Source organism: Gayadomonas joobiniege G7, from assembly GCF_000300815.1.
Taxonomy (GTDB): Bacteria; Pseudomonadota; Gammaproteobacteria; order Enterobacterales; family Alteromonadaceae; genus Catenovulum; species Catenovulum joobiniege.
The window spans coordinates 21,454-46,106 of sequence record NZ_AMRX01000003.1 but is presented as its reverse complement, the minus strand read 5'-3'; the positions used below and the strand labels follow the sequence as shown (position 1 = coordinate 46,106).

Annotated in this window: 20 protein-coding genes; 9 read left to right on the top strand and 11 right to left on the bottom strand. The window is 39.5% G+C overall.

The features are described from left to right. Window positions 1-472 precede the first annotated feature (472 nt). The 5 genes from C727_RS0104195 to C727_RS17930 all read left to right on the top strand — a co-directional run bounded on the left by C727_RS0104195 (window position 473) and on the right by C727_RS17930 (window position 6,923). Window positions 473-1,891 carry a TIGR03013 family XrtA/PEP-CTERM system glycosyltransferase gene (locus C727_RS0104195; RefSeq protein WP_017444372.1) on the top strand — a complete coding sequence of 473 codons (1,419 nt, stop codon included), beginning with the start codon at window positions 473-475 and terminating at the stop codon, window positions 1,889-1,891. A gap of 3 nt (window positions 1,892-1,894) precedes the next feature. After that, the gene (locus tag C727_RS0104190; RefSeq protein ID WP_017444371.1) at window positions 1,895-2,743 is read left to right on the top strand and encodes an XrtA system polysaccharide deacetylase; all 849 of its coding nucleotides are present in this window, start codon (window positions 1,895-1,897) and stop codon (window positions 2,741-2,743) included. Between the two features lie 14 nt (window positions 2,744-2,757). Then, complete coding sequence (xrtA, locus tag C727_RS17940) at window positions 2,758-4,278, top strand: exosortase A (protein ID WP_017444370.1); 1,521 nt, start codon at window positions 2,758-2,760, stop codon at window positions 4,276-4,278. 8 nt (window positions 4,279-4,286) lie between these two features. Beyond that, entirely contained in the window at window positions 4,287-5,741 is a 1,455-nt protein-coding gene (locus C727_RS17935) for an oligosaccharide flippase family protein (protein ID WP_017444369.1), read from the top strand. An 87-nt stretch (window positions 5,742-5,828) separates the two neighbouring features. Further along, window positions 5,829-6,923, top strand: a complete 1,095-nt coding sequence (locus tag C727_RS17930; RefSeq protein ID WP_017444368.1) for a right-handed parallel beta-helix repeat-containing protein — start codon at window positions 5,829-5,831, stop codon at window positions 6,921-6,923. Here the strand turns inward: C727_RS17930 and C727_RS0104170 are convergent. The 3 genes from C727_RS0104170 to C727_RS0104160 form a co-directional block, all read right to left on the bottom strand. Further along, on the bottom strand, window positions 6,889-7,491 hold the full coding sequence (locus tag C727_RS0104170; RefSeq protein ID WP_017444367.1) for an acyltransferase: 603 nt from the start codon (window positions 7,489-7,491) through the stop codon (window positions 6,889-6,891). The two genes, C727_RS17930 and C727_RS0104170, sit on opposite strands and share 35 nt — an antisense overlap. After that, window positions 7,484-8,689 (bottom strand): TIGR03087 family PEP-CTERM/XrtA system glycosyltransferase, encoded by a 1,206-nt coding sequence (locus C727_RS0104165; protein WP_017444366.1) that lies wholly within the window; start codon window positions 8,687-8,689, stop codon window positions 7,484-7,486. Before C727_RS0104165 ends, C727_RS0104170 begins: the two co-directional genes overlap by 8 nt. Window positions 8,690-8,765: 76 nt before the next feature. Next, window positions 8,766-10,100 carry a VanZ family protein gene (locus C727_RS0104160; RefSeq protein ID WP_017444365.1) on the bottom strand — a complete coding sequence of 445 codons (1,335 nt, stop codon included), beginning with the start codon at window positions 10,098-10,100 and terminating at the stop codon, window positions 8,766-8,768. A 254-nt stretch (window positions 10,101-10,354) separates the two neighbouring features. Here C727_RS0104160 and C727_RS0104155 point away from each other — a divergent pair, with 254 nt between their 5' ends. From C727_RS0104155 to C727_RS0104140, 4 genes are read left to right on the top strand one after another with little or no spacing between them, the layout of a single operon-like run. Continuing rightward, window positions 10,355-11,689, top strand: a complete 1,335-nt coding sequence (locus C727_RS0104155) for a putative O-glycosylation ligase, exosortase A system-associated (protein ID WP_017444364.1) — start codon at window positions 10,355-10,357, stop codon at window positions 11,687-11,689. After that, on the top strand, window positions 11,673-12,851 hold the full coding sequence (locus C727_RS0104150; RefSeq protein ID WP_162131385.1) for a glycosyltransferase family 4 protein: 1,179 nt from the start codon (window positions 11,673-11,675) through the stop codon (window positions 12,849-12,851). The genes C727_RS0104155 and C727_RS0104150 overlap by 17 nt, the downstream gene beginning before the upstream one ends. After that, window positions 12,851-13,639, top strand: a complete 789-nt coding sequence (locus C727_RS0104145; protein WP_017444362.1) for a hypothetical protein — start codon at window positions 12,851-12,853, stop codon at window positions 13,637-13,639. Before C727_RS0104150 ends, C727_RS0104145 begins: the two co-directional genes overlap by 1 nt. Window position 13,640: 1 nt before the next feature. Further along, the gene (locus C727_RS0104140) at window positions 13,641-14,858 is read left to right on the top strand and encodes a hypothetical protein (RefSeq protein ID WP_017444361.1); all 1,218 of its coding nucleotides are present in this window, start codon (window positions 13,641-13,643) and stop codon (window positions 14,856-14,858) included. On the opposite strand, the gene C727_RS0104135 is transcribed toward C727_RS0104140, so the two are convergent. The 8 genes from C727_RS0104135 to asnB are packed head-to-tail and all read right to left on the bottom strand — an operon-like array spanning window position 14,827 to window position 24,648. Then, the gene (locus C727_RS0104135; RefSeq protein ID WP_017444360.1) at window positions 14,827-16,104 is read right to left on the bottom strand and encodes a glycosyltransferase; all 1,278 of its coding nucleotides are present in this window, start codon (window positions 16,102-16,104) and stop codon (window positions 14,827-14,829) included. The two genes, C727_RS0104140 and C727_RS0104135, sit on opposite strands and share 32 nt — an antisense overlap. A 2-nt stretch (window positions 16,105-16,106) precedes the next feature. Further along, a complete protein-coding gene (locus C727_RS0104130) occupies window positions 16,107-17,621 on the bottom strand; it encodes a lipopolysaccharide biosynthesis protein (protein WP_017444359.1) in 1,515 nt (504 codons plus the stop codon). Between the two features lie 15 nt (window positions 17,622-17,636). Beyond that, window positions 17,637-18,563 (bottom strand): glycosyltransferase family 2 protein, encoded by a 927-nt coding sequence (locus C727_RS0104125; protein ID WP_017444358.1) that lies wholly within the window; start codon window positions 18,561-18,563, stop codon window positions 17,637-17,639. Next, window positions 18,556-19,662 carry a UDP-galactopyranose mutase gene (gene glf, locus C727_RS0104120; RefSeq protein WP_017444357.1) on the bottom strand — a complete coding sequence of 369 codons (1,107 nt, stop codon included), beginning with the start codon at window positions 19,660-19,662 and terminating at the stop codon, window positions 18,556-18,558. Before glf ends, C727_RS0104125 begins: the two co-directional genes overlap by 8 nt. Beyond that, window positions 19,659-20,573, bottom strand: a complete 915-nt coding sequence (locus tag C727_RS0104115) for a glycosyltransferase family 2 protein (RefSeq protein WP_017444356.1) — start codon at window positions 20,571-20,573, stop codon at window positions 19,659-19,661. The genes glf and C727_RS0104115 overlap by 4 nt, the downstream gene beginning before the upstream one ends. Next, entirely contained in the window at window positions 20,570-21,673 is a 1,104-nt protein-coding gene (locus C727_RS0104110; RefSeq protein WP_017444355.1) for a glycosyltransferase, read from the bottom strand. The genes C727_RS0104115 and C727_RS0104110 overlap by 4 nt, the downstream gene beginning before the upstream one ends. Next, on the bottom strand, window positions 21,666-22,739 hold the full coding sequence (locus C727_RS0104105; RefSeq protein ID WP_017444354.1) for an acyltransferase family protein: 1,074 nt from the start codon (window positions 22,737-22,739) through the stop codon (window positions 21,666-21,668). The genes C727_RS0104110 and C727_RS0104105 overlap by 8 nt, the downstream gene beginning before the upstream one ends. Continuing rightward, window positions 22,732-24,648, bottom strand: a complete 1,917-nt coding sequence (gene asnB, locus C727_RS0104100) for an asparagine synthase (glutamine-hydrolyzing) (RefSeq protein WP_017444353.1) — start codon at window positions 24,646-24,648, stop codon at window positions 22,732-22,734. The genes C727_RS0104105 and asnB overlap by 8 nt, the downstream gene beginning before the upstream one ends. Between the last annotated feature and the right edge of the window lie 5 nt (window positions 24,649-24,653).

Genomic DNA, 24,653 nt, shown 5'->3' with positions numbered 1-24,653 from the left:
ACGCTTTATATTCCTTTGTTTATAATATTTTAACTATTACGCTGCGCAACCTGATAAAGATCGAGAGGTCTCGCAAACCCTATTTTAAGGTGTAAACTTCATCTCCGACGTTAAACCTTATCCGAAATCCTCTGCTTTCTGAACAAAAATCTTACTACGTTTGAAAATTTAGTTCAAAATTTCGCAATCATCCACAAAAAATCCTGATAAAAGAAGACATTTAAGATAAAGTCTTCTATAAATATTAGTTGATTTGAGTTAAATATTTTTTATAGTCGTTCATCATTTATGGCTATCTAAAATGCGGGTAAAGTCAAAACTATAAAAGAATCTATAGTTGCGCTCATTGTCGTGCTCGCTCAAGCGTCTTCAAAATTTCACTGTTGTCTGCCCGTTAGTTTGGGTTAAAGTGGTACAGTATTACGATAAATATAAATGTATAAGGCGTAGTTACAAGGAATACAAAAAAATTATGGCAGCTTACACATATTCAGGTCACACCCATAAAAAGGTTAAACCTTTGATCGTTATAGAAACCACTATATTATTGATTGCTGGTTATTTAAGTCTCTACCTATCGTCTCTAAATTATCCATTTAATTTAACCGCACCTGTGACCAGTCATATAATCAATTTACTTATTTTTGTTGCTGTAGGACAGCTGGCCATTTTAGCCGTTGGATTATACGAATTAAGACTTAGGGAGTCATTTTCTGGGGTCGTCAGACGCTTATTAGTTGCATTAGGGATGACGTATTTTTTTATTGATGCCATTTTACTCAATTTAATCCCGGACCTAAAAATAAACCCCGCGTTTGTACCTCTGTCAGCATTTAGTTCGATTGTTATTTTATCTATCTTTAGATACTTCATTTTGCACAATGAGTGGTTTGGATTTTCACAAAAAGATATTTTAGTCATAGGCGCGGGTGAAAGAGCGTCGATAATCGAAAAACGTATGCGCCGGAAATCTGACCGCCGGAGTATTCGTGTTGTCGGTTTTGTACCTATGCCTGCGGATCCTGAAATTTTGATTAGCCGAGAGCCGTTGATTAATTTAGATTTGGATGAAGAGCTTGAGACCTTCGTTTTAGAAAATGATATACAAGAAATCATCATTGCCAGTGACGAACGCCGGCAAGCGCTACCTCTCAATACTTTGTTCAACTTCCGCCTTCGCGGTATAGAGATCACTGATATTTTAGATTTTATAGAACGTGAAACAGGTCAAGTCGCTGTCAATTTAATTTATCCAAGCTGGGTTATTTATTCAAACGGTTTTTCGACGAATAACCATTTACGCGACTCATTAGATTATCTGCTCAATGCAACACTTGCACTGCTCATTTTTATCGTGACTTCGCCAATTATGTTGGTCACCATGTTAGCCATTTATTTTGAAGACGGGCGCAAAACAGGTGCTTCGGTGTTTTATAAACAAGAGCGTATTGGTTTAGATGGTCGACCATTTAAAATTATTAAATTTCGGAGTATGGGACCTGATGCTGAAAAAGGCGGTGCCCAATTTGCGCAAAAAAATGATGATAGAACAACCAAGGTCGGTGCATTTATCCGCAAATACAGAATTGATGAATTACCGCAGCTATTTAATGTTTTAAAAGGTGAAATGGGGTTTGTCGGCCCTCGTCCAGAGCGGCCTCAGTTTGTAAACGAGTTTATTAAAACAATTCCTTATTACAATCAAAGGCACAATGTTAAACCCGGTTTAACGGGCTGGGCGCAATTAAAATATCCCTATGGGGCAAATAATAATGATACGACAGAAAAATTAAAGTTTGATCTATATTACATTAAACACCGTTCTATTATGTTCGATTTGCTTATTCTATTGCGGACCGCAGAAGTTGTTTTATTTGGTAAAGGGCGATAAACCATGAGTCGCATTCAGCCAAGCAATATCACAAACGCAATGACAGTTGACGTTGAAGACTATTACCACGTCGCTGCATTTGAAGAACAATTTAGTCGCGATCAATGGGATTCATTGCCGGCTCGGGTCGAAAAAAACACCTATCGTTTATTAGATATTTTTGCCGAAAATAATTGCCAAGCAACCTTTTTTATTTTAGGCGCTGTTGGGGAAAAGTACCCACAACTACTGCGCGATATCCATCAACAAGGGCATGAAATAGCCAGTCATGGGTATGCGCACCAAAGAGCAACAACACAGAGTAGAGCCGTTTTTCATGAAGATGTTTACCGCTCAAAAAGCCATTTGGAGGATACAATTGGTGAAGCAATATTAGGTTATCGCGCACCGAGCTTTTCAATTGACGAGAGCAATCAATGGGCGTTTGAAGTGTTGACTGAGCTTGGTTTTAAATACAGCTCCAGCACTTACCCGGTTAAACACGACTTGTACGGCACACCGGACTGGCCAAGATTTAAATATACACGTGATGAAGGCATTATAGAGATCCCTGTACCTACGTTAAAGATAGTCGGTAAACAAATGCCAATTGGTGGGGGAGGATATTTTCGTTTGTACCCAACTTGGCTGGCACACTTTTTAGTCGATAAATATCTGAATAAAGAGCAGCAGCCTTACTCTTTTTATTTTCATCCGTGGGAAATAGATCCTGATCAGCCAAGGGTAACAGATGCACCGTTTAAATCTAAATTTCGTCATTATTTAAACTTGGATAAAATGGAAGGTCGCTTAAAAACCTTGTTACAACGCTATCAGTGGTCAAGTATGAAAAACGTATACCAAATTAAATAATAGGAAGCTAACGCATGGCAGCATCGGCCCCCAAAAGCACACGAGTTAATTTTATTTCGAATAAATTCGATCTGACGCTGATTATTTTGCTGTTATGCTGGAGCCTTGTCTTTCATCAAGGGCTGATGTCTGCTTACCAAGTTTGGGTAACATCGGAAATATTTAATCACTGCTTGTTTGTTATTCCGATTGTGCTTTTTTTGCTGTACCGGAAACGTCAACTGCTTCTGCAATCAGATATCAAACCTAGCGCTAGCGTTGCATTATTAGGTTTGCCCATTATCGCTGTATATATTTTTGCCGTCGTGGGTGATATTGGTCTACTGATGCATTTAGCGACGTTTTCTTTCTTTCCGCTTATTTTTGTTAGTTTATTCGGCGTAAAAAGCGCTCTAAAAGTCGCTTTTCCATTATTTTTTAGTTTTTTTGCAATTCCGGTCGGTGAAGCTTTAATTCCCTATTTACAACAAATTGCAGCAACGATCTCGGTTTTTTTATTAAACCTATCTGGTATTGCCACCTATGTTAATGGTCTGTATATAGAGATTCCAGCAGGACGATTTTTAGTCGCTGAAGCCTGCTCAGGAATTAGTTTTTTTATTGTCTCTATTGTATTTGGCTGCTTGTACGCGCACATTCATTTGCACAGTACAGCTCGTAAAATCGGCTTTATTTTTCTGTCTTTTGTCGTTCCTATTTTGGCGAACGGGATCAGAGTTTATGGTATTATCGGAATCGCCCATTTAAGTGATATGGAGTATGCTGCTGGCGCTGACCACCTAATTTATGGATGGTTTTTTTATTGTTTTGTGCTTATTTTACTGCTCTTCATTGGCCGCGCGATGCAGTCAGAAGCAGCCCCTTCACCAGAAAATCAAGATACGTCGCGGCACCCAGCTATTAACTTTAAAGTGAGCAGCCTGATGTCTGTTGCGGCATTATTAATCGGGTTAATGTTATTACAATGGGGCTGGCTGCAAAAACTGGCTAGCGCACAACCTGATCTTTTAATCCCATTAACTTTTAACACAAGCAATCACGATAAAAGCGCATCAGCACTAGCGGTTGATTACTCAAAAGCCGATCGAGTTTATTTGTTCAATAAGAAGCAGCATGGCTTCGAATTTGAAGTGCTTATCGCTCAATACGTGAATAATAGCGACGGAGAGTTAGTCTCTGGCTTGCAAAAACTTTATGCCGAAAACAAGTGGAGCCTGATCAGCCAAGAACAAAGAGCCATTAGCTCAACAAGAAATATTCGTTTAAGTTATATTACGTCTCCAATGGGTGAGCGTCGGATAGTGGCCGATTGGTATCAGATCAATGTATTCGCTGGTGCCTCGGCGATAAAAACTAAATTGCTACAAACCATTAATACGTTAACAGGTCAAAGTAATAGCGGCTTTAGAATCGTCATATCAACACCTTTGCCAGCCGACACAAATGACGTAGAGATCATTGAAAGGCTTTTACAAGAAGCCAGTTTTTTAGCTGACAAAATTGCCAATGAATCTTTCAATGAGCAAACTCAATAGGCCATTCATTGGGACTCGCAAAACAACTACTTGATAGCGCTTTTTTTTCTGCAGGCAGCAAGCTGTTAACTCGTTTTTTGGGTTTAATTAGCACCTTGATCGTGGCTCGAATCTTAACACCCTCTGATTTTGCGAATGTTGCGGTTGTCTCAATCTTACTTTATTTGTTCGATACCCTCTCGCATGCAGGTAGCGAACAGTATGTCATGCAAAAAACACGTTTGCTGCGCCGTGAATTAGCTTCAGCATGGAGTTTTAACTTACTAATTAAGTTATTTATGAGTCTAACCTTAGTAGGTTTAGCACCTATATTATTAACTTGGTTTAATAAACCTGAACTCACTCAAGGTCTGCAAGCCGCTGCGCTTGTATTGAGTTTAAACGCTTGTGCCCACCCAGCCATTATGCAATGTAAAAGAGCTTTGGATTATAGGCCAATTTTTATTCTGACACTCGCACACAAAGTCGCTGCTTTTATAGTGCTAATTGTTTTAGCATGGTATCTAAAGTCTTTTTGGGCATTCATTATTGCCGACCTAGTGGCCGCTTCAATCTATTGTGGTTTGAGTTATCTTATATTCACTGGCAAAGTGCGTTTTACACTCAAATATTGCAAACCTCAATGGGATTTTTCTAAGTGGATGATAGGAAAAGCTTTATTAGGTTACTTGCGTTCCCAAATAGATACGCTAGTTGTTAGTTATTATTTTTCTAAAAATATTCTAGGTCATTATTATGTGGCGCGGGACCTAGCTATGTTGCCGGCTCACACCTTGTTGGGACCCGCACTGGAACCTCTAATTTCTGCATTTAAAGATCAACAGTTAAAACCAAGTGAGCAGATCTCGGTACAAGTTAACTTAATTTTCACTGTCATTTTAGCAGTCTTGACACCTACTTGTTTATTTATGTTCTACTTTGCTGAGCTTTCAGTACTCGCTCTATTTGGTGAACAATGGCAGTTGGCCGCAAACCTTTTAAAGCCACTTTCATTTTTGCTTTTTTATTGGGTCATTTTATTGATTGCTGAAAACTTACTTATCTCAATCGGAAAAATTAAAGCTATATTTATCGCCGACATGTTTGCACTTGTTTTTATCGCTTTAACGCTAATAAGTTATGCGCTTAGCGCACCTGAAATAATGCAATTAGCCTGGCTGAGGGTTGGTTTGGGCGTATTGAGCACATTCATTTTAATCGTCTATTTATATCAGAAAATAAGGTTTTCGTTTTTTAATTTATTTGTTAGTGCGACTAGCTATGCGCTAATCAGTTATTTGTGTTTAGTACTTGTCCGACCTCTGGCTAATTTATCAGAACTTCATTTTATGAACTTTTTAATGACTGGTTGTACGTTTTTAATATTGTACTTACTCTTTATAGTATCCGTACTTTTTTTGTTTCGCCGTCATCGCTATTTCCAACCGATTTGGCACTTAATACTTGTTAAACTGCCGGTTTGAATCTAAGCAGGTGTCAAAATTTAACAATGAATGCTGCTCAGTAGCTTTTTTAAGTGGTTTACTTAGCGCTTTGGATAAGGATTTAAAATGAAAATTTTTGTCTCATTATTTTTGATGCTCGTTTTTGCTCCATTAAATTATGCAAAAACTTTTTATGTCAGTGAAACCGATCAACTCCTCCAAGCAGTCAAACAATTAAATAATAGCGGTAGCGGCGGCCAAATTTATATTTACCCCGGCCACTACTATTTATCAGAAACGTTAACTGTCACAACAGATAGAGTTCAGATATCCCAAGTTCCTGAATTAAGCAATCCAGTCATTTTAGATGGTAAGCTTGGCAGCATTCAGGTGAATAATTTAATTTTAGTTGCAGCAGATGACTTTAAGCTCTCAGGAGTCACTTTGCAAAATGCAAAACACCATTTAGTACAAATCGCATCTGAATTAGGTGCCAATCGACCTCGCTTTGAGCGAGTCACTTTTAGGGATGCCTACCAACAATTATTAAAAGTTAGTTATGATACTAACATACCGACCCAATACTCGAGTGGTGGTGTGGTCAGGAACTGTTACTTTTATTTTTCTAAAGGGGTAGCATTTCAGTCCTATACTGGCGGTATAGATGCACACGCTGTGCAAAACTGGCAAATTGTTAACAATGTTTTCAAAGATATCAGCAGCCCGAGTGAAAGTATTGCTGAACATGCTATCCATCTTTGGAATAATACAAAAAATAACCGCATTCAAGGCAATGTCATTATCAACTCAGACCGCGGTATAGGTTTGGGATTAGGTGAACCGGATCCGGCAAAATTTAAATTTGGCAATCATGGCGGCTTAATAGAGAATAATTTTATTTTTCATAACAACAATCAAGCGCCTTTTGCCGATGTTGGCATAGGCTTAGAGTCAAGTCCTGAGACTATCGTAAAAAATAACTGGATTTATTTAATGCACGACTACCCGAATGCTATCGAGTACAGGTTTTCCAAAAGCAAAAATATAACCGTCAAAAATAACTATATTAATAAAAAAATCATTTCCCGAAATGGTGCTTCCGCGGCCGTATCAAACAATAAAAAACTCGACCAATACGATTTTTTAAGTGCATTGCAAGCACACTTAACTGCTATTAATATGCAGGTCAATCCGCCGTCTCAATCCCTCGACGGGTTTTAATGACTTTGGCTGGATTGCCAGCAACAATTGAAAAATCCGGCACTGAATTGACCACAACCGAACCCGCAGCCACAACACATTTTTTGCCGATACTGGCCATGATAATGGCCTGATTGCCAATCCAACAATCTTCACCAATGTTAATTTGCTCAAACTGCCCGCCCTGCTCTCGAACCGGAGTTTCGATGTCAGTGAAGTTGTGCTGCCCCTTACCACTCAAAATATGAACGCCACTACCAATTAAACAATCTGCTTCTATTTTGCAGCTCCCTATATTACATTGAGGGCCAATATAGACGCTGCGGCCAATCTCTGTTTGGATTTGTGAGAATAAAGTAGCAAAACCTACTTCTATGTTGGTCGCGGTATTTGGAAAAATGCTTTGATAAAACGCAGCGCGCATGTAGATGCCGATTTTACCAGGCCATAGGCTATAAAATTGCGAAAATGAGGCGAACAAAGCATTTTTATTGATCGGTAGGCTGGCCAATGCAAAATACAAAAGTAAAAAAGGCAAATTTAGCAATTTAAAAATAACTCTTAAGCCACTTTTTAAAAGTTTACGCACGCTCTGCTCCTAACATTTGATGTAACTGTGCTAATTGAGTCTGCCAGCTGTATTTGTGCTCAATGCACGCGCGCGCAGCAATCGCAAGTTCAGCTGCTTTGTCTGGCTGTTCAATCAAACGATCAATTTCTTTTGCAAATTGGCTGGCCGTATTTGCTGTAATTAGTCCATCAGCCGCCTCACACTCAATACCTTCAGCACCCATGGGAGTTGCGACCACAGGAATGCCACAAGCGAGTGCCTGTAATACTTTATTTTGCACCCCTCGTGCTAATCTAAAAGGCGCTACAAAAATACGTGCGTTATCATAATAGGGGACTATATTTTCAACAAACCCCGTCACTTCAACGTCTTTATTTTTGGCCAATGCGGTCACCGCAGGGGTTGGATTCATGCCTGCAATAATAAATTTAATCTCAGGATGATTGTGTTTTAATGTGGGCCAAACATGGTTGACAAACCAGATCACAGCATCAACATTCGGTTGATAATCCATAACACCCGTGAATAATAGCTCGGGTGGCTGTGGTTTTTGATGATAATTACAAACCGAAAACATAGATAAATCTATGCCGTTGCCAATCGCCACTGCTTTGCAAGGGGTATCAAGCTGCTTTGCGAATAAAGCCACCTCTTGTTCGGAGACAAACAAACAGTGGTCAAAGGTATTATGAATTCTATTTTCATACGGGGCTAGTAGCTGCCACTCTCGCTTATACAAATATTGCATTGGCCAAGTAGCATGTTCGCTGTATTGACGCCATTTGTCTGAATCCAGATCCATAAAATCCATCATTAACTCAACGTTGGAGTTTTTGATCGCCTGACTTTGTAAAATATATTCTGCCATACTGCTTGCAGTGCACAGAACAGCATCATACGTTTGCTCCCCAAGCATTTGATCAAAAAGCTTTTGCAATCCATTGTTATAAAAATTAGCGACACTTAAACTTTTTTTAGTTAATAGTGCTACCAGCATTTTTAATTTTCTCCAAGGCTGAGCAAATACAGTCACTTGGCAACCCACTTTTTGTTGCAGGCGATCGGCCTGAATGCGGTCGTCTGATGCCTCGGCTGGAGCCAGCAGAGTCACTTGGTGGCCCATCTGAATAAGGTACTCAATTTGATGATATGTCCGTATTTTTTCACCTTTATTTGGTGGATATGGCAAGCGATGTGCTAGAACCAGTAAATGCATAATCTTTCCTTATAAACCTTGATTTAGAAGCCAGATGATATTTGCGCTCTGCAAACCTATAGTTGATTTAAACGCTCTAACGCATTTTAGAGACACTATAATTAGTTAAAAGGCAAACTAAAACCGCTGCAAGCCAAGATAACCCAGCATCAAATAAGGTAGCTGTTTGCTGGGGCACAGCTATCTGCACAATTTCCAATGCGACAAAGATCGCAAATATCAAGGCTAACAAACTATATTGTACAGCATAATATACAGACGCTTTTACGCGCCGGGTAAAAAGCGCCGTGATTAATCCAAACGGCACCGCCAGTGCTACTTGCCAAAAAAGGTGTTCAATAGCAAAAAAACTTTTTGCATAATCTACATTGGTAAACGGGTTTGTAAAAAAGTAGGGGATTGCTGGTTTAATATGCTCACTCTCAAATGTCAGTGAATAAGGAAAGACAAATACGCTAATAAAAATCAAACTTGCTGCGAGCAAACCTGTCAAGTATAAAAAAATATGTTTTTCTAACCGGCTACGTTTATTTTCTGCAACGACATCAATGACGTCCAACCTAGGGAAAATAACCACCACAATAGTCGCACCCAATACAGCCAACAATAAATCGCTGACATCTGTCGTTCGACTATATATAAAAAACTGAAATAACAAGATGGTAAGCGCTAAAAAGAAAGTCCGTATCACTATTTGAAAACGAGTAAACAAACCATCTTTAGCAAGTAAGTAACTCACAGGTAACCAAAGGATAGCGTTCGCCACTAAAGACCACCACGATGCTTGCTCTGTTAATTGCTGATGAAAGGGCATAAGTACTAATCGCCCTTCAATCAGCTTGCGATATAATTCTATTGGATTGATAGTGATATCTAATGGATATAGATAAAAAACGATTAACACGCCTAAATACATTAATAAATAAGAGCGAAACCGACGGCCATAAAAACGCTCTGTTAGATCAGTTAGCAGCCAATAAAACCTAATGCGCAAGCGCCACCATAATAACCAGCCACATAAAACGCCGAACATTTCAGCCACCACATCATTGGCCGCTGACGTGCGAGTTTGGATAAAAAGCTGCAAAAATTCAATCAATAAAGTTAATACAAAAAAACCTAAGGTAAACAGAAGAATTTGATAACTGTGCTTTTTTTTGATGCCAATGATTTGATTACTGGCCGCAAAAAGGAACGGAAGCGGCAAAAATAGCAAAAGGTTACTGATCCACGCCGAGTATGAATCAATAGCAAAAGGCGAGTGGGTCCAGGCATGCTCGTAGGCTTCAGCTAAAGTGAGTGGTTCAACTTTGAACGGCAAGCAACTGACAACAACCAAAAAAGTCAAATATAACCATGCTAACCGAGACAAATAATTGAGCTGTCGATGTGTAATTTTTTCTATATCCATTCTTAGAGACTCAGCCAACCACTACTGACCTGACGCATGCTAATAAGGTACATTGTTGAGGCTTATGACACAATTAATAAGTTAATTTTATTATATTTTACAATTGGATCTTGTTTCTCTGCTCAATTTAAACCAAACTCATATCTAAAACACAACTAACCGAAATAAAACAATGGATTTGGATGTTGAGGGCCTTGGTAAACTGATTGCCAGTGTCATGTTATTTATAATAATAATTTTTTACAGTAAAAAAGATGATCTCTGACCTGTTTGCATTGGCGATCATATCTCTGTTTATTATCTTTGGATTTAAACGGCCTTATGTCGCATTAAGTGGATTAATTTGGATTGATAACTTTCGCCCGCAAGAGTTATCTGTAAGCTTTTTAAATGGTAAACCATTATCCGCTTTGTTTACTGCGTATTTTTTATTGGTATTACTGATAAATCTGCGCCAAGTCAAATTTCCTTCCTCTATTCGTTTTTATGTTTTAAATATTTTCTTTTTAATTTGGATCACCCTAACCACAGTTTACTCACACTATCCCGAACTCGCTTGGCTGAAACATGATTCGGCATTTAAAATTATTTTAAGCGCCTTTTTTATTCCTTTAGTTTTGGTGGATAGGCGCTCAACTGAAATGTTTTTATGGGTTAATGTAATTACCTTTGGTACTTTGTCATTTTTTGCTGGCGTTAAAACTTTACTTGGTGGTGGCGGTTACGGAGTAAACCTAATTGGCACTTTTGGAGGGAGTTTCTGGAGTGAAGGCAGTACCCTAGCCGCCATGACAATGGCATTAGTGCCTTTATGTTTAATATTAGTTCATAGCCAGCTAGCCAACTGGAACAAAAAATTAAATTGGGTTTTATGGGGTTATGCATTTTGCGGTTTTTTAACCGTGGTTGGCACCCAAGCAAGAACGGGTATCGTTTGTATTATTGTATTTGTTCTTTTGCAAATTTTAAAATCAGAAAAAAAATTACGCGGTCTAGCCATCGCGCTTATTTTCCCACTGATACTCATCCCATTTGTGCCCGACTCCTTTTTGCATAGGGCGAATACAATAGAAAGCTCGGAAAATGCAGCTCAAGATACTTCCGCCATGGGCCGGGTAGCCGTGTGGTTATGGACATTAGATTATTCGCTGGAACATCCAATTATGGGCGGTGGTTTTTTCGCTTACCGAGATAACGCGGGGGAGTTGGCGCAATATAGTGGTAGTGAATTTGTTACCATTGATACCCCCTACCCTAAAGCATGGCACAACATGATCATTGAAGTACTCGGAACCCAAGGGTATGTCGGCTTGTTAGTCTTTTTATGTTTTATCGCCAGTACTTTGTTCGCTCGCCTACCTGAAAAAGATCCGCAACTAAATACTAATTGGCGTTATAGGTATAACAGTGCGATTAAAGCCTCTCTGCTGATTTTTTGTGCCGGCGGTATGTTTGTGAACATAGCGTTTTATCCGTGGATATACTATATGTTTGGCATTTCTATCGCATTAAAAAACCAGCAAAAACTCGCAGATCAAGCGTTTAACAATGCCAATAAAACCAAAACACCTTATGAAAATAGCTATTGATTGCCGTTTTATCACACGAAAACAAAGAGGCATGCCTGTTTATGTATTCCAATTGGCGAGCCAACTACCCTATTATTTACCAGACCACAAATTTATCTTATTAATTAATACCGCTTTTGAACATAATGAGATGCCAGATGAATATCAAGCTAGATTGGAGCAACTAAAACAAGCTCAAAACGTAAGCTTGCTGGATATTCAAGCCAGTGACGACTTCTCATGGGAGCAAAAACTTTTACCAAAGTATTTATCTGAGTATCAAATCGACTTGTTACATATGCCGGGCAACCGAGTATGCATCCCCACAAAAGTGCGGCAAATTGCAACCTTTCATGATAGTTTAGAGTGGACCGAACTCAAGAATATTTATTCTTTTAACAATGTGGACGGCTGGTCGAATAAAGTCTACCTTTTTAAAGTTCGCTGCTACCTTAGATGGGTATATTGGTGCGGGCTTAAAAAGGTTGATCATGTTTTAACAATTTCAGCATCAGCACAAGCTGATCTCATTCATCAATTTCCCAGTATCAAAAATAAAATAAGCTATGTTCATCATGGTGTGCCTCAAGACTTTATTGCGGATGATAGTTTAGATCAGTTAAATAAACGCAAAGGAGTGTTAATGCTTGGCGGCGATAGTTACCAAAAAAATCCTGTGAATGCGATTAAAGCCTGGGCAGCGCTACCTAGCGAGCTAAAAGATAAACATCCTTTAACCATCGCAGGTTTCACCGGCGGTGAATCTTCACTTATTTATCAAACATTGAATGAGCTAAACCTATTGCAAACGGTAAACCTAACAGGTTGGATAACCACCCCCGAACTAGTTCGCTTATTTCAACAAAGCGCAGCCCTGCTATTTGTTTCGCGCCATGAGGGTTTTGGCTTTCCATTAGTGCAAGCAATGGCCTGCGGAACACCGGCGATTATATCGACTCACCCTGTGTTAACTGAAATTGCATCTGAAACCGCATTAAGTTCAGACGCCGACGATATAACAGCCATTTCTCAACAATTGAACCGCCTACTGAGTCAAGCTGAGCTATGGCAAACAATGCACCAAACCTGTTTAAAGCGGCATAAACAGTTTAGTTGGCAGCACTGTATGACTAAGATTGCTGATTTATACCAACAGCAATTGAATCAAATTAAGGACAAATGATGAAAATAGGCATTTTAATTCCATTGAAAGCCAAAGCGGTTGCCAAAAACTGGCAAGAAGTTGCAAATAGCGCCTACCAAACCGTTCAGTCTGTATTACATCAAACAAATAGTTGTTTTTCGGTCGCTTTGGTCGGTCACGACTGTCCCGAAAATTTAACCCAAGTGACCCATGCTGGCAAACCTGTTTTTGTCCCCTTTGATGCTTTCCCCCCGCCAGTTGTCAACCCAACTGATGAAATGTTAAATCAAAAAAATTACGAAATTGACCGTTGTTCCAAAATTCTTAAAGGTATGCAAGTATTGGCTGAACGCGACTCGGATATCACCCATTGGTTCGCTTTAGACGCAGACGATCTACTGCATAAAAATTTTGTAAGTACGCTCATTAAAGCCGGTGACCACCAAGGTTTTATAATCGAAAATGGTTATTTTTATTTTGCCAAGTGGAAAATTTTTAATGCAACTAACGAGTTTTATTATTACTGTGGCTCTAGCGCTGTCATTAGCCAATCGTTATTTACTATCCCTGATACGCTAACTAAAGATAGTTATAGGGGTATGCCATTTGGCGCTATCTCACACGTTCACATGAAAGAATACTTCGAAAAAAATAATTTAATTTATTTTATCCCTCAAGAAAAATTGTTGATGTATGTACGAGCTAACGGAGATAACATCAGCGATGGTTATTTAGATTCTGGTTATAAAAAGCTTCGTGCATTCGCCTCTATGCTGGCCAAATATAGCTATCTCTCAAAATCAGAAAAAAAAGCGTTTGGACTCTAATATGAAATTTTTTTATATCTTAATATTAAGTATCTTATTTAGTCGAGCTGCTTTTGCGAACGAGTTGCCAGCACAACTATCTATCGATAACTTCAAATTTGTCGGGGCCTTTCGAGTCACCGATGAAGTCATTAATGGCTCATCTTTTAGTTTTGCAGCTGGGCCAATCGGAGTTCATGAAAAAGGTGGCAGCCTCTTTATGATAGGTCACAGTCACCAAGCCATGTTAGCCGAGTTGGTTGTCCCTGAGCTGGTGAAATCGAGCAACCTATTTGATTTAAAAATTGCTAAACAGGTCAAACAAGCTTTTGTGCCTCTCCTTAGTTCACCTAAATTAAAAGAAAAAAACACTCAATCTCTAAATACCATAACTGGGTTATTTCATCTTGATAACCAACTATTCGTCAATGCGGTTGAATATTACGATGCACCGGCCGATAATTCGGATACCTCATTTATCATTGAGCAAGCTGATAACCTTGAAAACTCAGCTTACAAAGGTTTTTATAAATTAGAAGGTGCAGCTCATGCCGCCGCTTGGATTAGTGAAATCCCTCAACAATGGCAAAAAAAATTAGGGGGCTCTCACATAACAGGCTCATCAAGCTTTTTAGCCATTAACTCACGCTCAAGTATGGGACCTTCTGCGTTTTCATTTGATCTTAAACAGGCGTTAGCTCTGCCAGAAGATTCGACCATTCAGACCAATGCAGTACTTGATTACAGTCTCGAACATAAATTAATGGACGACTTGTATAATGAGTCAGGCAAAAATGATTTATGGAATGAGTTATCTGCTGCCGTCTATGGTTTTATTGTGCCTGGCACTGATACTTATGCTGTATTTGGTACCCAATCCGGTATCCGTTCTAAGATAGGTTATAAAATAAAACAAAAACAAGGCAATGTCTGTGCAGGCCCTTGTGCTTATGATGCTACAGATAAATATAACTATTATTGGTTTTTTGACGTTAAAGAGTTAGCAAAAGCACATGCTGGAGGTATTCAGCCGCACCAAATAAAACCTTATGCATGGGGACAATTTAAAGTCCCTTTTCAATATGATGCATTTGCCAAACAAGATTTATTTGCGCCTATCGCAGGCGCTGCCTGGGATAAACATAAACAAGTATTGTACTTAGTGCTATCTGGAGCGGGTCGTAGTTCTTTGTATAACCGCACACCGGTTATTGCCGCCTATCGGATACAAGCCGATTAAATACCGCAGCCAACTGCGCGGCTTGGGCCTGACGTTCTAATTGACGACACGCCTTGGCATTTGCTGGCTGCACATTGGCTGTTTTATGATAATGTGACATCAGTCGATCCGCTAACCCTTCGATAGAGGTGCTTTGCCCAATATCTGCACCGCCTGTTTTTGCAAGCATTTTTCCCGCTTCACTGTCGCTAGGTAAATCTGCCAGGATAGTGCTGCCACTGCCAACATACTCAAATAACTTACCGGGTAATTGCATATGGCCAACTTTGCCTTCAGGAATAGGCAAATATAACAAGTCGGCTTCCAACATCATTTTAAGTGCCTGTTTATGTGCAACCCGGCCAAATTCAACCATGTTATTTTCAAGATCGAATCGGTTCGCTTGTTTGTCCTGATAACCGGCAGTATATAGCTTGATTTTCAATTCAGGGTGTTGCTTTAGGAGATAGCTGATGGCCTCCAATAAACGGGAAATATTGTAACCATCTTTCCAAACGCCTGTATAAACAATATTGAAAGTCGACGAGTCTAAAATCGGTGCTAACTGTTTTGCAGCAAGAAATTCATCCGGTTCATAACCATTTGTTATGCAATAAAATCGATCTTTTTTATGGGCAGGGACCTGTTGATCTAACATGAGTTTATCAACAAAAGAATCTGTCGTAGATATCACCGCATCAGCATTGTCCAGTAGTTTGTTTTCTAATGCCGTATTATGTTTATTTACTGTTTGAGACTCCCAGCCTAAATCTGTGTTGTTCCACAAATCTCGGTAGTCTAAAACCATAGGCAAACCAGTTTTTTGTTTTAATTTATCGGCGATTAAAAAGCTGCTCCAAGGCATACCCGTTACATAAACCAGATCAAAATGTTGTTCTTTATGCAACCTAATTGCAGCCTGTAATGCTGTGGGTACCCAACCAACATACTCGTCTGGCGTCTGCTGCAAACTGCGCAGACGCCACTCCAAGCCGGATTTAATTTTGTTTTTTAGAGGTTTGGGCAGCCAACTGGTCAACTGAGAACACATTTTTTCGCTTTGCATAGGTACTCTATATACGGGCACATGCTTATCTACTTCATTTAACAAAGCTGGATCAATACTAGGATCAGGCGGGTTTTTAACTGTTAAAACATAAGGTTGCCAATTGTGTTGCAATAAATTATTGGCAAATTTCACACTCCGCTGAGTACCTGAATTAGCAATCGGTGGAAATAAATAAGCAATAAAAAGTACTTTTTTCATCTCTAATCCTTCAACGGTGTCCAACGATACAACCAAGCAAATCGGCTCACCAAAGACACACCAGTCGCAGCATCTATTTGAGTGAGTATTCCTTTAAAAAAACGACTAAATAGATAAACTAAAACAATCAAATAGCTTAACGCCCCAACCAAGATTGCAGCGAATAAAGCAAATAGCATAGACCCAGTGTTGGCCATTAGCATTTCTTTCGTTAACATTGCCATCCCGCCACAAACGATGGATGCGACTATCACTGGTGCCAGTTGTGATAATAAATACCCGACCTTTCCATTGGTTAATTTAAACGCGTAATAAACCCCAAGATAGTGGGGTATGGTACCTAGTGTCATTGCCAACGCAACGCCATTTAATTGCATTTTTTGTCCCAAGAAAAAAAGCAGAGCCGCAGTTATTAATAATGAAAGCACCGATATTTTAAAAGGTAGATCAGGCCGATTACGGTTTAATAATACCGCCCCACTTGCTTGCGGAACGACCCTTAACAAGGCACTTGCGCATAATATTTGCAGCGGTATGACTATTGACACCCATTGTTCCCCCCACATCAGTGGGACTAAAATATCAGCAACAGCAGCAAGCCCTACCAATAATGGGAAAGTAATGAACGACAAAATAGCGGCCGCTTTAGCGTAACCAGTGATGAGTTTGTCATCATCATCTTGTACTTTAGCTAATAAAGGAAATAGCGCATTACCTATCGGTTGGACCACCCTCAATTGAAGTAAGTGAGGGATACGGTAAGCAAATTCGTATAGGCCAAGTGCGCTTGTACCTAACATTCGTCCAACTATCAAATAATCTAAGTTTTGGTTCAGGTAATTAACAATTGAAAAACCTAAGCCATTGATGCCAAATCTAAACTGATATTTAAAGGAGCGTTTATCAAACTCTAGACTAGGTTGCCAACCTGCTAAAACAAACATTAACAAGGCAGTCACAAAGCTCCCCGCTAGCATAGTTATGACAAGAGACCAATACCCCAAGTCTGTGGTGTAGGCTAAAATAACGGCCCCAACCGACTCTAACAAACAAATAACAACATTAATGATGTTAATGGTTTTAAATTTTAAGCGTTTTATTAACAAAGTATTTGAAACAGAGTCTAGGGCTGAAATTAAAAAAGTGAACGATATAACCTGTAATACAGGCACAATTTCATCAGATTTCCAAAACTCACCGGCTAAAGGTGCACCTAAAAAAGCTAATAAAAACATCACAAACTTAACTAAAGCGATGGACCAAAATGAGGTGCTTAAATCAGCTTGAGTAACTTCTTTTTTAGCTACAATCGCACTACCAATACCCGCGCAAGAAACTGCGTAAGAGACAAACTCATACGCTAATAATGCCATGCCAAAAATCCCAAAATCATGGGGGGTCAATAAGCGTGCAAGAAATATACTCGCTGTCAATCGAATAAAAGCACTTGCACCACCACCAAAGAGCTGCCAAAAAGCAGCACTCCCGGCGCTTCGAGTTAAATTTTCATCTGTCATTTAATAAATCTCGTTTTAACCTTTGTGTTTATGTTCTGGATATTTGATTTTCGGTTTAAAACGAGTCGAATCAATCAGCCCAGTTATTAATAATTTAATTCGTTTTAATTTACGGTCTTCAGCATGAAGCAAAATTTGTTTAATATGTTTTAGGTTTTCACAGACGTAATTCAGCCAAACTTTACGGCCATAAAATTTTAGTTTGATATATCCTTGGTTCCGGTACAATAAATAAAACCACCCTAACCGAAAATCAGCACTCTCAGTGATGATTGATAATCCTGATTTCAGTACTCGTTTATGAACAACAATGCTTTTATTCACTAAGTAGCAACGGTATTTCTGGCTTAAACGAACGGTAAATTCGGTATCATCACCCCAAATAAACATTTCTTTTAGTGGCAACCCATTTTCAACTAAATGCTGATTGGGTAAAAACACTGAAACAAAGGTCGCATTTTCAACCGCAATTAATCCATCTTCAATCCGTTCCCCCCAATTTGAATACCCTGTTGAGTTTGGGCTAAAGTCGATCTCAGGTACATTCATCACCTCGCCTTCTTCAGAAACGACTTTACTTGTTAAAAAACCATACTTGTCGACAACCTTTTTTTCTGCTAACAGCAGCTCTTGCAAGGCATCTGCCTGAGGGAGTGCATCATCATCCATAATCCAAGAATGACTAAAACCAAGCTCAACAGAGGTTTTAAGCCCCTCATGGAAGCCCCCTGCGCCGCCAGTATTCGTGGTCATATGGACAGGAAATATGGGTACAGGTTGCCCGTGCAAGCCATCTAAATAACTTTGGGTATCATCCTCAGAAGCATTATTGACAACCACTATACCTGCTAATGGAGATGATTGGGCTAATAAATGCTCGATACACCTTTGCAACAATGCTCGGCGGTTAAATGTTACAACTACTGCACATACATTATTCATCTAATAAACCTTTGCTAGTCTTTAACGCCGAAGCAATCACTTGATGCATATCATAATATTTGTATTCAGCTAAACGGCCACCAAAGGTCACCTGGGTTAATTCTTTGGCCTTTTGACGATAGCGTTTGTACAATGCCATGTTTTTTTCGTTGTTGATTGGATAATAAGGCTCATCACCCAGCTTCCATTCTGCCGGATATTCCTTGGTGATCACCGTATGTTTAGTGACACTGCCTGAAAAATGTTTATGCTCTATAATGCGAGTGAAAGGTATTTCGCGCTCAGTATAATTCACCACCGCATTACCTTGGTAGTTTTCACAGTCTGCCAAGGTCTGATGTTCAAATTTAAGCGTTCGGTATTCCAGCACACCTTCGCTAAACGCAAAATATTCATCAATAGGGCCAGTATAAATCGTGTGGTTGGCTAAAGCCTGCAACGATTTTTTGTCAGTGAAAAAATCACACTCTAAGCGTACTTCGATGCCATCTAACAACTTATCAAACAGCTCGGTATAGCCATTTTCGGCAATACCTTGGTAACGATCTGAAAAGTAATTATTATCGTAAGTCATTCTCAGCGGCAAACGTTTGATTATAAAAGCAGGTAGCTCTGTCGCATCCCGCCCCCACTGCTTTTCGGTATACCCTTTTATCAGCTTTTCATAAATATCTCGACCGACCAATTTAATCGCTTGTTCGGCTAAATTTTCAGCTTCTTTGCCTTGCATCTCTGCTGTTTGTTCTGCGAGTTTTTTAGCAGCTTCAGCCGGTGTCACCGTGCCCCAAAGCTGATAAAAAGTATTCATATTAAAAGGCAAGTTATATAATTTGCCTTTGTAATTTGCCAATGGCGAATTTGTGAATCGATTGAAGCTCACAAATTGGTTAACGTAATCCCATACTTCTTTATTATTGGTATGAAAGATATGCGCGCCATATTTATGAACAGGGATCCCCTGATGATCTTCGGTATACACATTGCCACCAATATGGCTTCTTTTATCGACCACCAGCACTCGTTTACCCGCTCGGGTTAGCTCATGCGCACAGACGGATCCAAATAAACCGGCCCCTACAATCAAATAATCGTATTTCATTCAGCGTCCTTATTAGACTTTTTAATTAAACGTTTTACAGCTGTATTGAGCAACCGCTTAATACGCATAACAGAAGTCGGCTGCAATTTGAAAGCACAATACGCACAGTACAATGCATAAGCATAATCTTGACTATCTTCTGCAATATAAGAACAAATAGAGTAAGAGTTTGCTTTTGCATTTTTTCTGTTGGACAAAAATGGCTGGGCCGCAATCTGCGAAAAAACAGTGTCTATCAACTGCATATGTAGTGGCAAAATGTGGCGCGCTTTTCGTGAGGTAGAACCTGGATACACTCGATAACGAACCAGTGGTTCATCAATCATTTTTAATGGTTCCAATAAACTAACCGACAACCACAATTGCCAATCTTCCAGTGCAAGCAAAGATTCGTCAAACCCACCGGCTTGCCAGAATAAATTTTTTTCAATTAATACCGTTGAGGTAGTTAAAAAGTTGTCCAACAAGAGGGCTTCAAACACATGACCTGATGATATTTCACTTAAATCACTGCGTTTAGTCGAGCCATCATGTCCATAACCAAAATAAAAAGAATCACAAGCACTCCACCGGCCATCTGCTAAATCCTCTACTTGTTTAGCCAGTTTATTCGGTAACCAAAGATCGTCTGCATCCACAAATGCTAACCAATCGCCAGTCGCTTGTTTAGCGGCTAAGTTGCGCGCGGCCGAAACACCTTGATTATTTTGATTCACAAATCTTATTAAAGGATATCGACTGCTCATATCATAGAGCTTTTTTAATGTATTATCTTTAGAACCATCATCTACAACGATGATTTCATGCACCGGATAAGTCTGCTGTAAAACTGAGTGCAACGTCTCTTCAATGGTGTTTTCCGCATTGAACGCTGGAATGATAACGCTAATAGTATGGGCTTTATCTATCATGCAAGGTCCTCATATAAATTTGCGTATGCACTCGCCATTTGTTGCACACTAAATATTTCATTGAATCTTTGTTTGGCCTGCACGGAATATTTTTGCTGTAACTCTGAATCCGCTGCCATCTTTAGCATAGCGCTAGAGAAAGCTGCGAGATCATCGTTTGCACATACTTCACCGTTAATTTGATCGGCTATCACTTCTTTGTTTCCGCCCGCATTTGTTACTATGCAAGGTTTGCCCAACGACATGGCTTCTAATAAGGTCATCGAGGTCCCTTCGCTCAAGGAGGAAAGTAAAAATATATCCATCAAACCTAAAAAAGCCGAAGGGTCTGATTGATACCCTGGCATAATGAGCGAATCTTGGATGCCTAATTGATTCGCCAGTTTAATTATGGTGTCTTTTTCTTCCCCATCACCAACAATTAACAAACGCGCATTAGGGTATTTTTGCAAAACACTCGTAAAAGCCCTTAACATAAGTGGGTGATTTTTAATCGGATCAAATCTCGCTATGGTGCCAAATACCAGGTCTGTGTCTTTAATGCCTAATTCTAACGCTAACGTCTGAGCAATTGAGGGGGCTACAGAAACCGGCTCTATGCCATTATAGATAACTTTAATTTGCTTTTTGGGCAAATACTCAAATTCACTTAACGCCGCTGCTGTGGCTTTTGAAATCGCAGTAATATGCGCCGTAAAACAATTTAAAATCGGGTTAACGATCCGTCGCTTCCAGCTCCCTCTATCAGGATAAAAACGTCCGTGCTCGGTAAATATCACTTTAGCAGATGTCCCTAAACTAGCCAGCGTGCCATAAACCCAAGGCGTATACTGATGGCAATGAACAATATCTATCTTTTGGCTTTTGATAACCTTGTTAATTTGCCGGATGAGCGCCCGGTCGAAACCTGGTTTGCGGTCAGATTGAAAAATTGCCAAACCTTGTTTTTGCAATTTTACCCCCCAAGGTCCTAACGGGGATTCAATACAAAAGATAGACATTTGATAACTGGGATCAGACCCTTTTAGCAAATTGATGATGACGCGTTCCGTGCCACCAATCCGCATGTCATAAGTTACGTGAAGTATTTTTTTAGCCATGCGGGATACTCCTTTGTTCCACTTTTTGCGATTGTTTTTTTAACTGGCTACGACTACAGGAGAAATTAAAACGAGATCGCATTTGCATCACTGGCTGCTCAATTAATCGAAATAACACTTCCGCCGCTAAACATGAAATAATCGCAGCAAGGAAAAAATAAATAACAAAAGGGATATCTGGAAAAAAACGACGTGCCAGCGCCAATGCCTCAGGATGCAATAAATAAATTGAATAAGATCTTGTAGAAATATATGCAATAAAAGCGTATCCCCAAAACCTTTTATTTGCTTTATCTGTTGCCCAAATCAACCAACTTGCAAATAAAAAAGCCAGGGCCAATTTATCAGCTTCTAACCAATAATTGCCTAGCCCCCACCTAGCTAAATAAAATGAGCAATAAATAATACTTGCTAAAATTGCCAACGGACACGCAAAGCGGGCTATTTTTTTCCAAAGACCCGGAAAATCAAAATATACCTGCGCCATTAGTATGCCCATTAAACAACAATCCCAGCGCACGTGGGTTTCTATATCGGTTTCATACCAGCCAAGGGAACGAAACACCAAAGGCATTAATAATAATATGGTTAAAATGAGTGTTCGGACATGTTTAACAAGGCGTACTAAAAAGACTACGATAGGGGCGATGCAAAGATAAAACTGTTCTTCGACACTTAAAGACCAACTAACCGCGAAAAACGGCAAATCTGTTTGATAGTTTTGTAAAAAAACAAAATACGAAAGTGGAATCGTAAAGCCGTCTTTTGTGAGTGATAGTTGCAACAAAGTAAAGATAAGTACCGCATAATAAGCGGGTAAGGTTCGCATCCAGCGCCGGATCCAAAAACGAACAACTTGAATATCGCCATACTTTTGCTGCTCAGCAAACAATTGGCTACCGATTAACCAACCCGACAGAACAAAAAATAAATCAACCCCAGTGCCGCCAAACTGTAATGGTGCTAAATGTGCCGGCGCACCATAACTTAAGACTGTATGCGCTAAAAAGACGCTGAAAATCGCAAAGGCTCGCAACAAGTCGAGTCGATATACACGTTTATCCATCAAGTGCTCCAGAACTCGGCTGACAAATATAGTGATCCCACCACATTTGAAACATTAACAAACTCCAAAGTACGCTGGAGTGATCATGCGTGCCAGCTTGATGTTGCCGCCATAATAGAGCGAGCCCTTGTTGGCGAAAATAAGAGGTTAATGCTGGGTTATTTTTCAAAATTTTATCTTCGGCGAGGTTTTTGAGATCTTCTCGAAGCCACTGAGCTAAAGGCACACTAAAACCCATTTTTTTGCGTGTTAAAATTTCTGACGGTAACAGAGGTTTTAAAATATTTTTTAGAATATGCTTTTTGTCACCGTCTTTTAGCTTTTGATGTGATGGCAAAGACACCGCATATTCTACCACCTGATAATCCAATAATGGCGCTCTAACTTCTAGCGAGTTAGCCATACTCATACGGTCTACTTTAGTTAAAATACCGCCGGGCAAAAATGTTTTTATATCTGTATATAAAATTTTGCTTAAATGGTCATCCGCGTTAGCTTGATGATATTTATCTGTTGTAATTTGGCTAGGATGATAACCTGCCAGCTCGTCAGCCCGATCTGGTTTAACTAAAGTTTGCCAAACTTCATCAGTAATAAATGCGTTAGAGTGATAAAATCCAGTCGCTGGGTCGCTCGCTAGGGTTTTTAACAGGGTCACGGCTTTGCGCCCAGTTGTTGTTTGTTTTAATACAGGTGTGGCTGCCACCAGCTTAGCAAGCTTACCAGCGATATGCTGATTAAACCATTTAGGTAATTGATTACGGATTTGGTTTTCTTTGGCATCAATCGCATATTTTTCATAGCCTGCAAATATTTCATCGCCCCCATCACCCGACAGTGCAACAGTCACTTTTTGTCGAGCCAATTGCGAAACATAATAAGTTGGCACCAAAGATGGATCGGCAAAAGGTTCATCAAAATATCCGACAATGTCAGCTAAACTATCGGCTACCTGCTGGTTGACAAAAAATTCATGATGGTCGGTTTTTTTTGCTTCTGCTACCGCCTTAGCGAACTCTGTTTCATTAAACGCTTGCACGTCAAAACCAATTGAACAAGTCGTCACTGGTGTTGGTGATTGTTCGGCCATCAGTGCAACAATACCACTAGAATCTACACCGCCACTTAAAAATGCACCTAAAGGGACGTCAGCTAACATGCGACTTTTAGTACAGTCTTTTATTAATGCTAGCAAGTCGGCTTCTTGTTGTTCAGCGTTTTTTTTATTCTTTTTTGAAAAATCCAAATGCCAATATGAGTGACATTTAATTTCACCTTGTTTAAAGCTTAAATAATGACCAGGTTCTAACTTATAAACCTCAGCAAAAATAGTTTTTGGATCTGGAATATATTGATATGCAAAAAAGTCGTATACAGCATCTGTCCGTATTTGTTTCGGGATACAGCCAGCTGCCATCAAAGCTTTGAGTTCGGATGCAAAAAATAAGTCTGAACCATCAAAATAATAATAAAGTGGCTTTTTGCCGAGTCGGTCACGTGCAATAAAAAGCTCTTGTTGCTGTTTATCCCACACTGCAAATGCAAACATACCATTTAATTGTTTGACACAATCATGTCCGTAGGCTTGGTAGGCTGCAAGTATGACTTCACTATCTGTATGGCTATGAAAACGATACCCCGAACTTTCTAAAGTTTCTCTAAGATCTAAAAAATTATAAATCTCACCGTTAAAAACTAAACTATAACGGCCATCAGAAGTATGCATTGGTTGTCGACCGGCGTCAGATAAGTCTAAAATACTGAGCCTTTGATGGCATAAACCTATCCGCTCTTCTAGAAATGTACCTTGGGCATCTGGACCTCGGTGTGCAATTGCTTGCCCCATAGTCATTAAAGTATTTTCATCACCAGCGTATTGATAACGAGTAAATCCGGCTATTCCACACATAATCT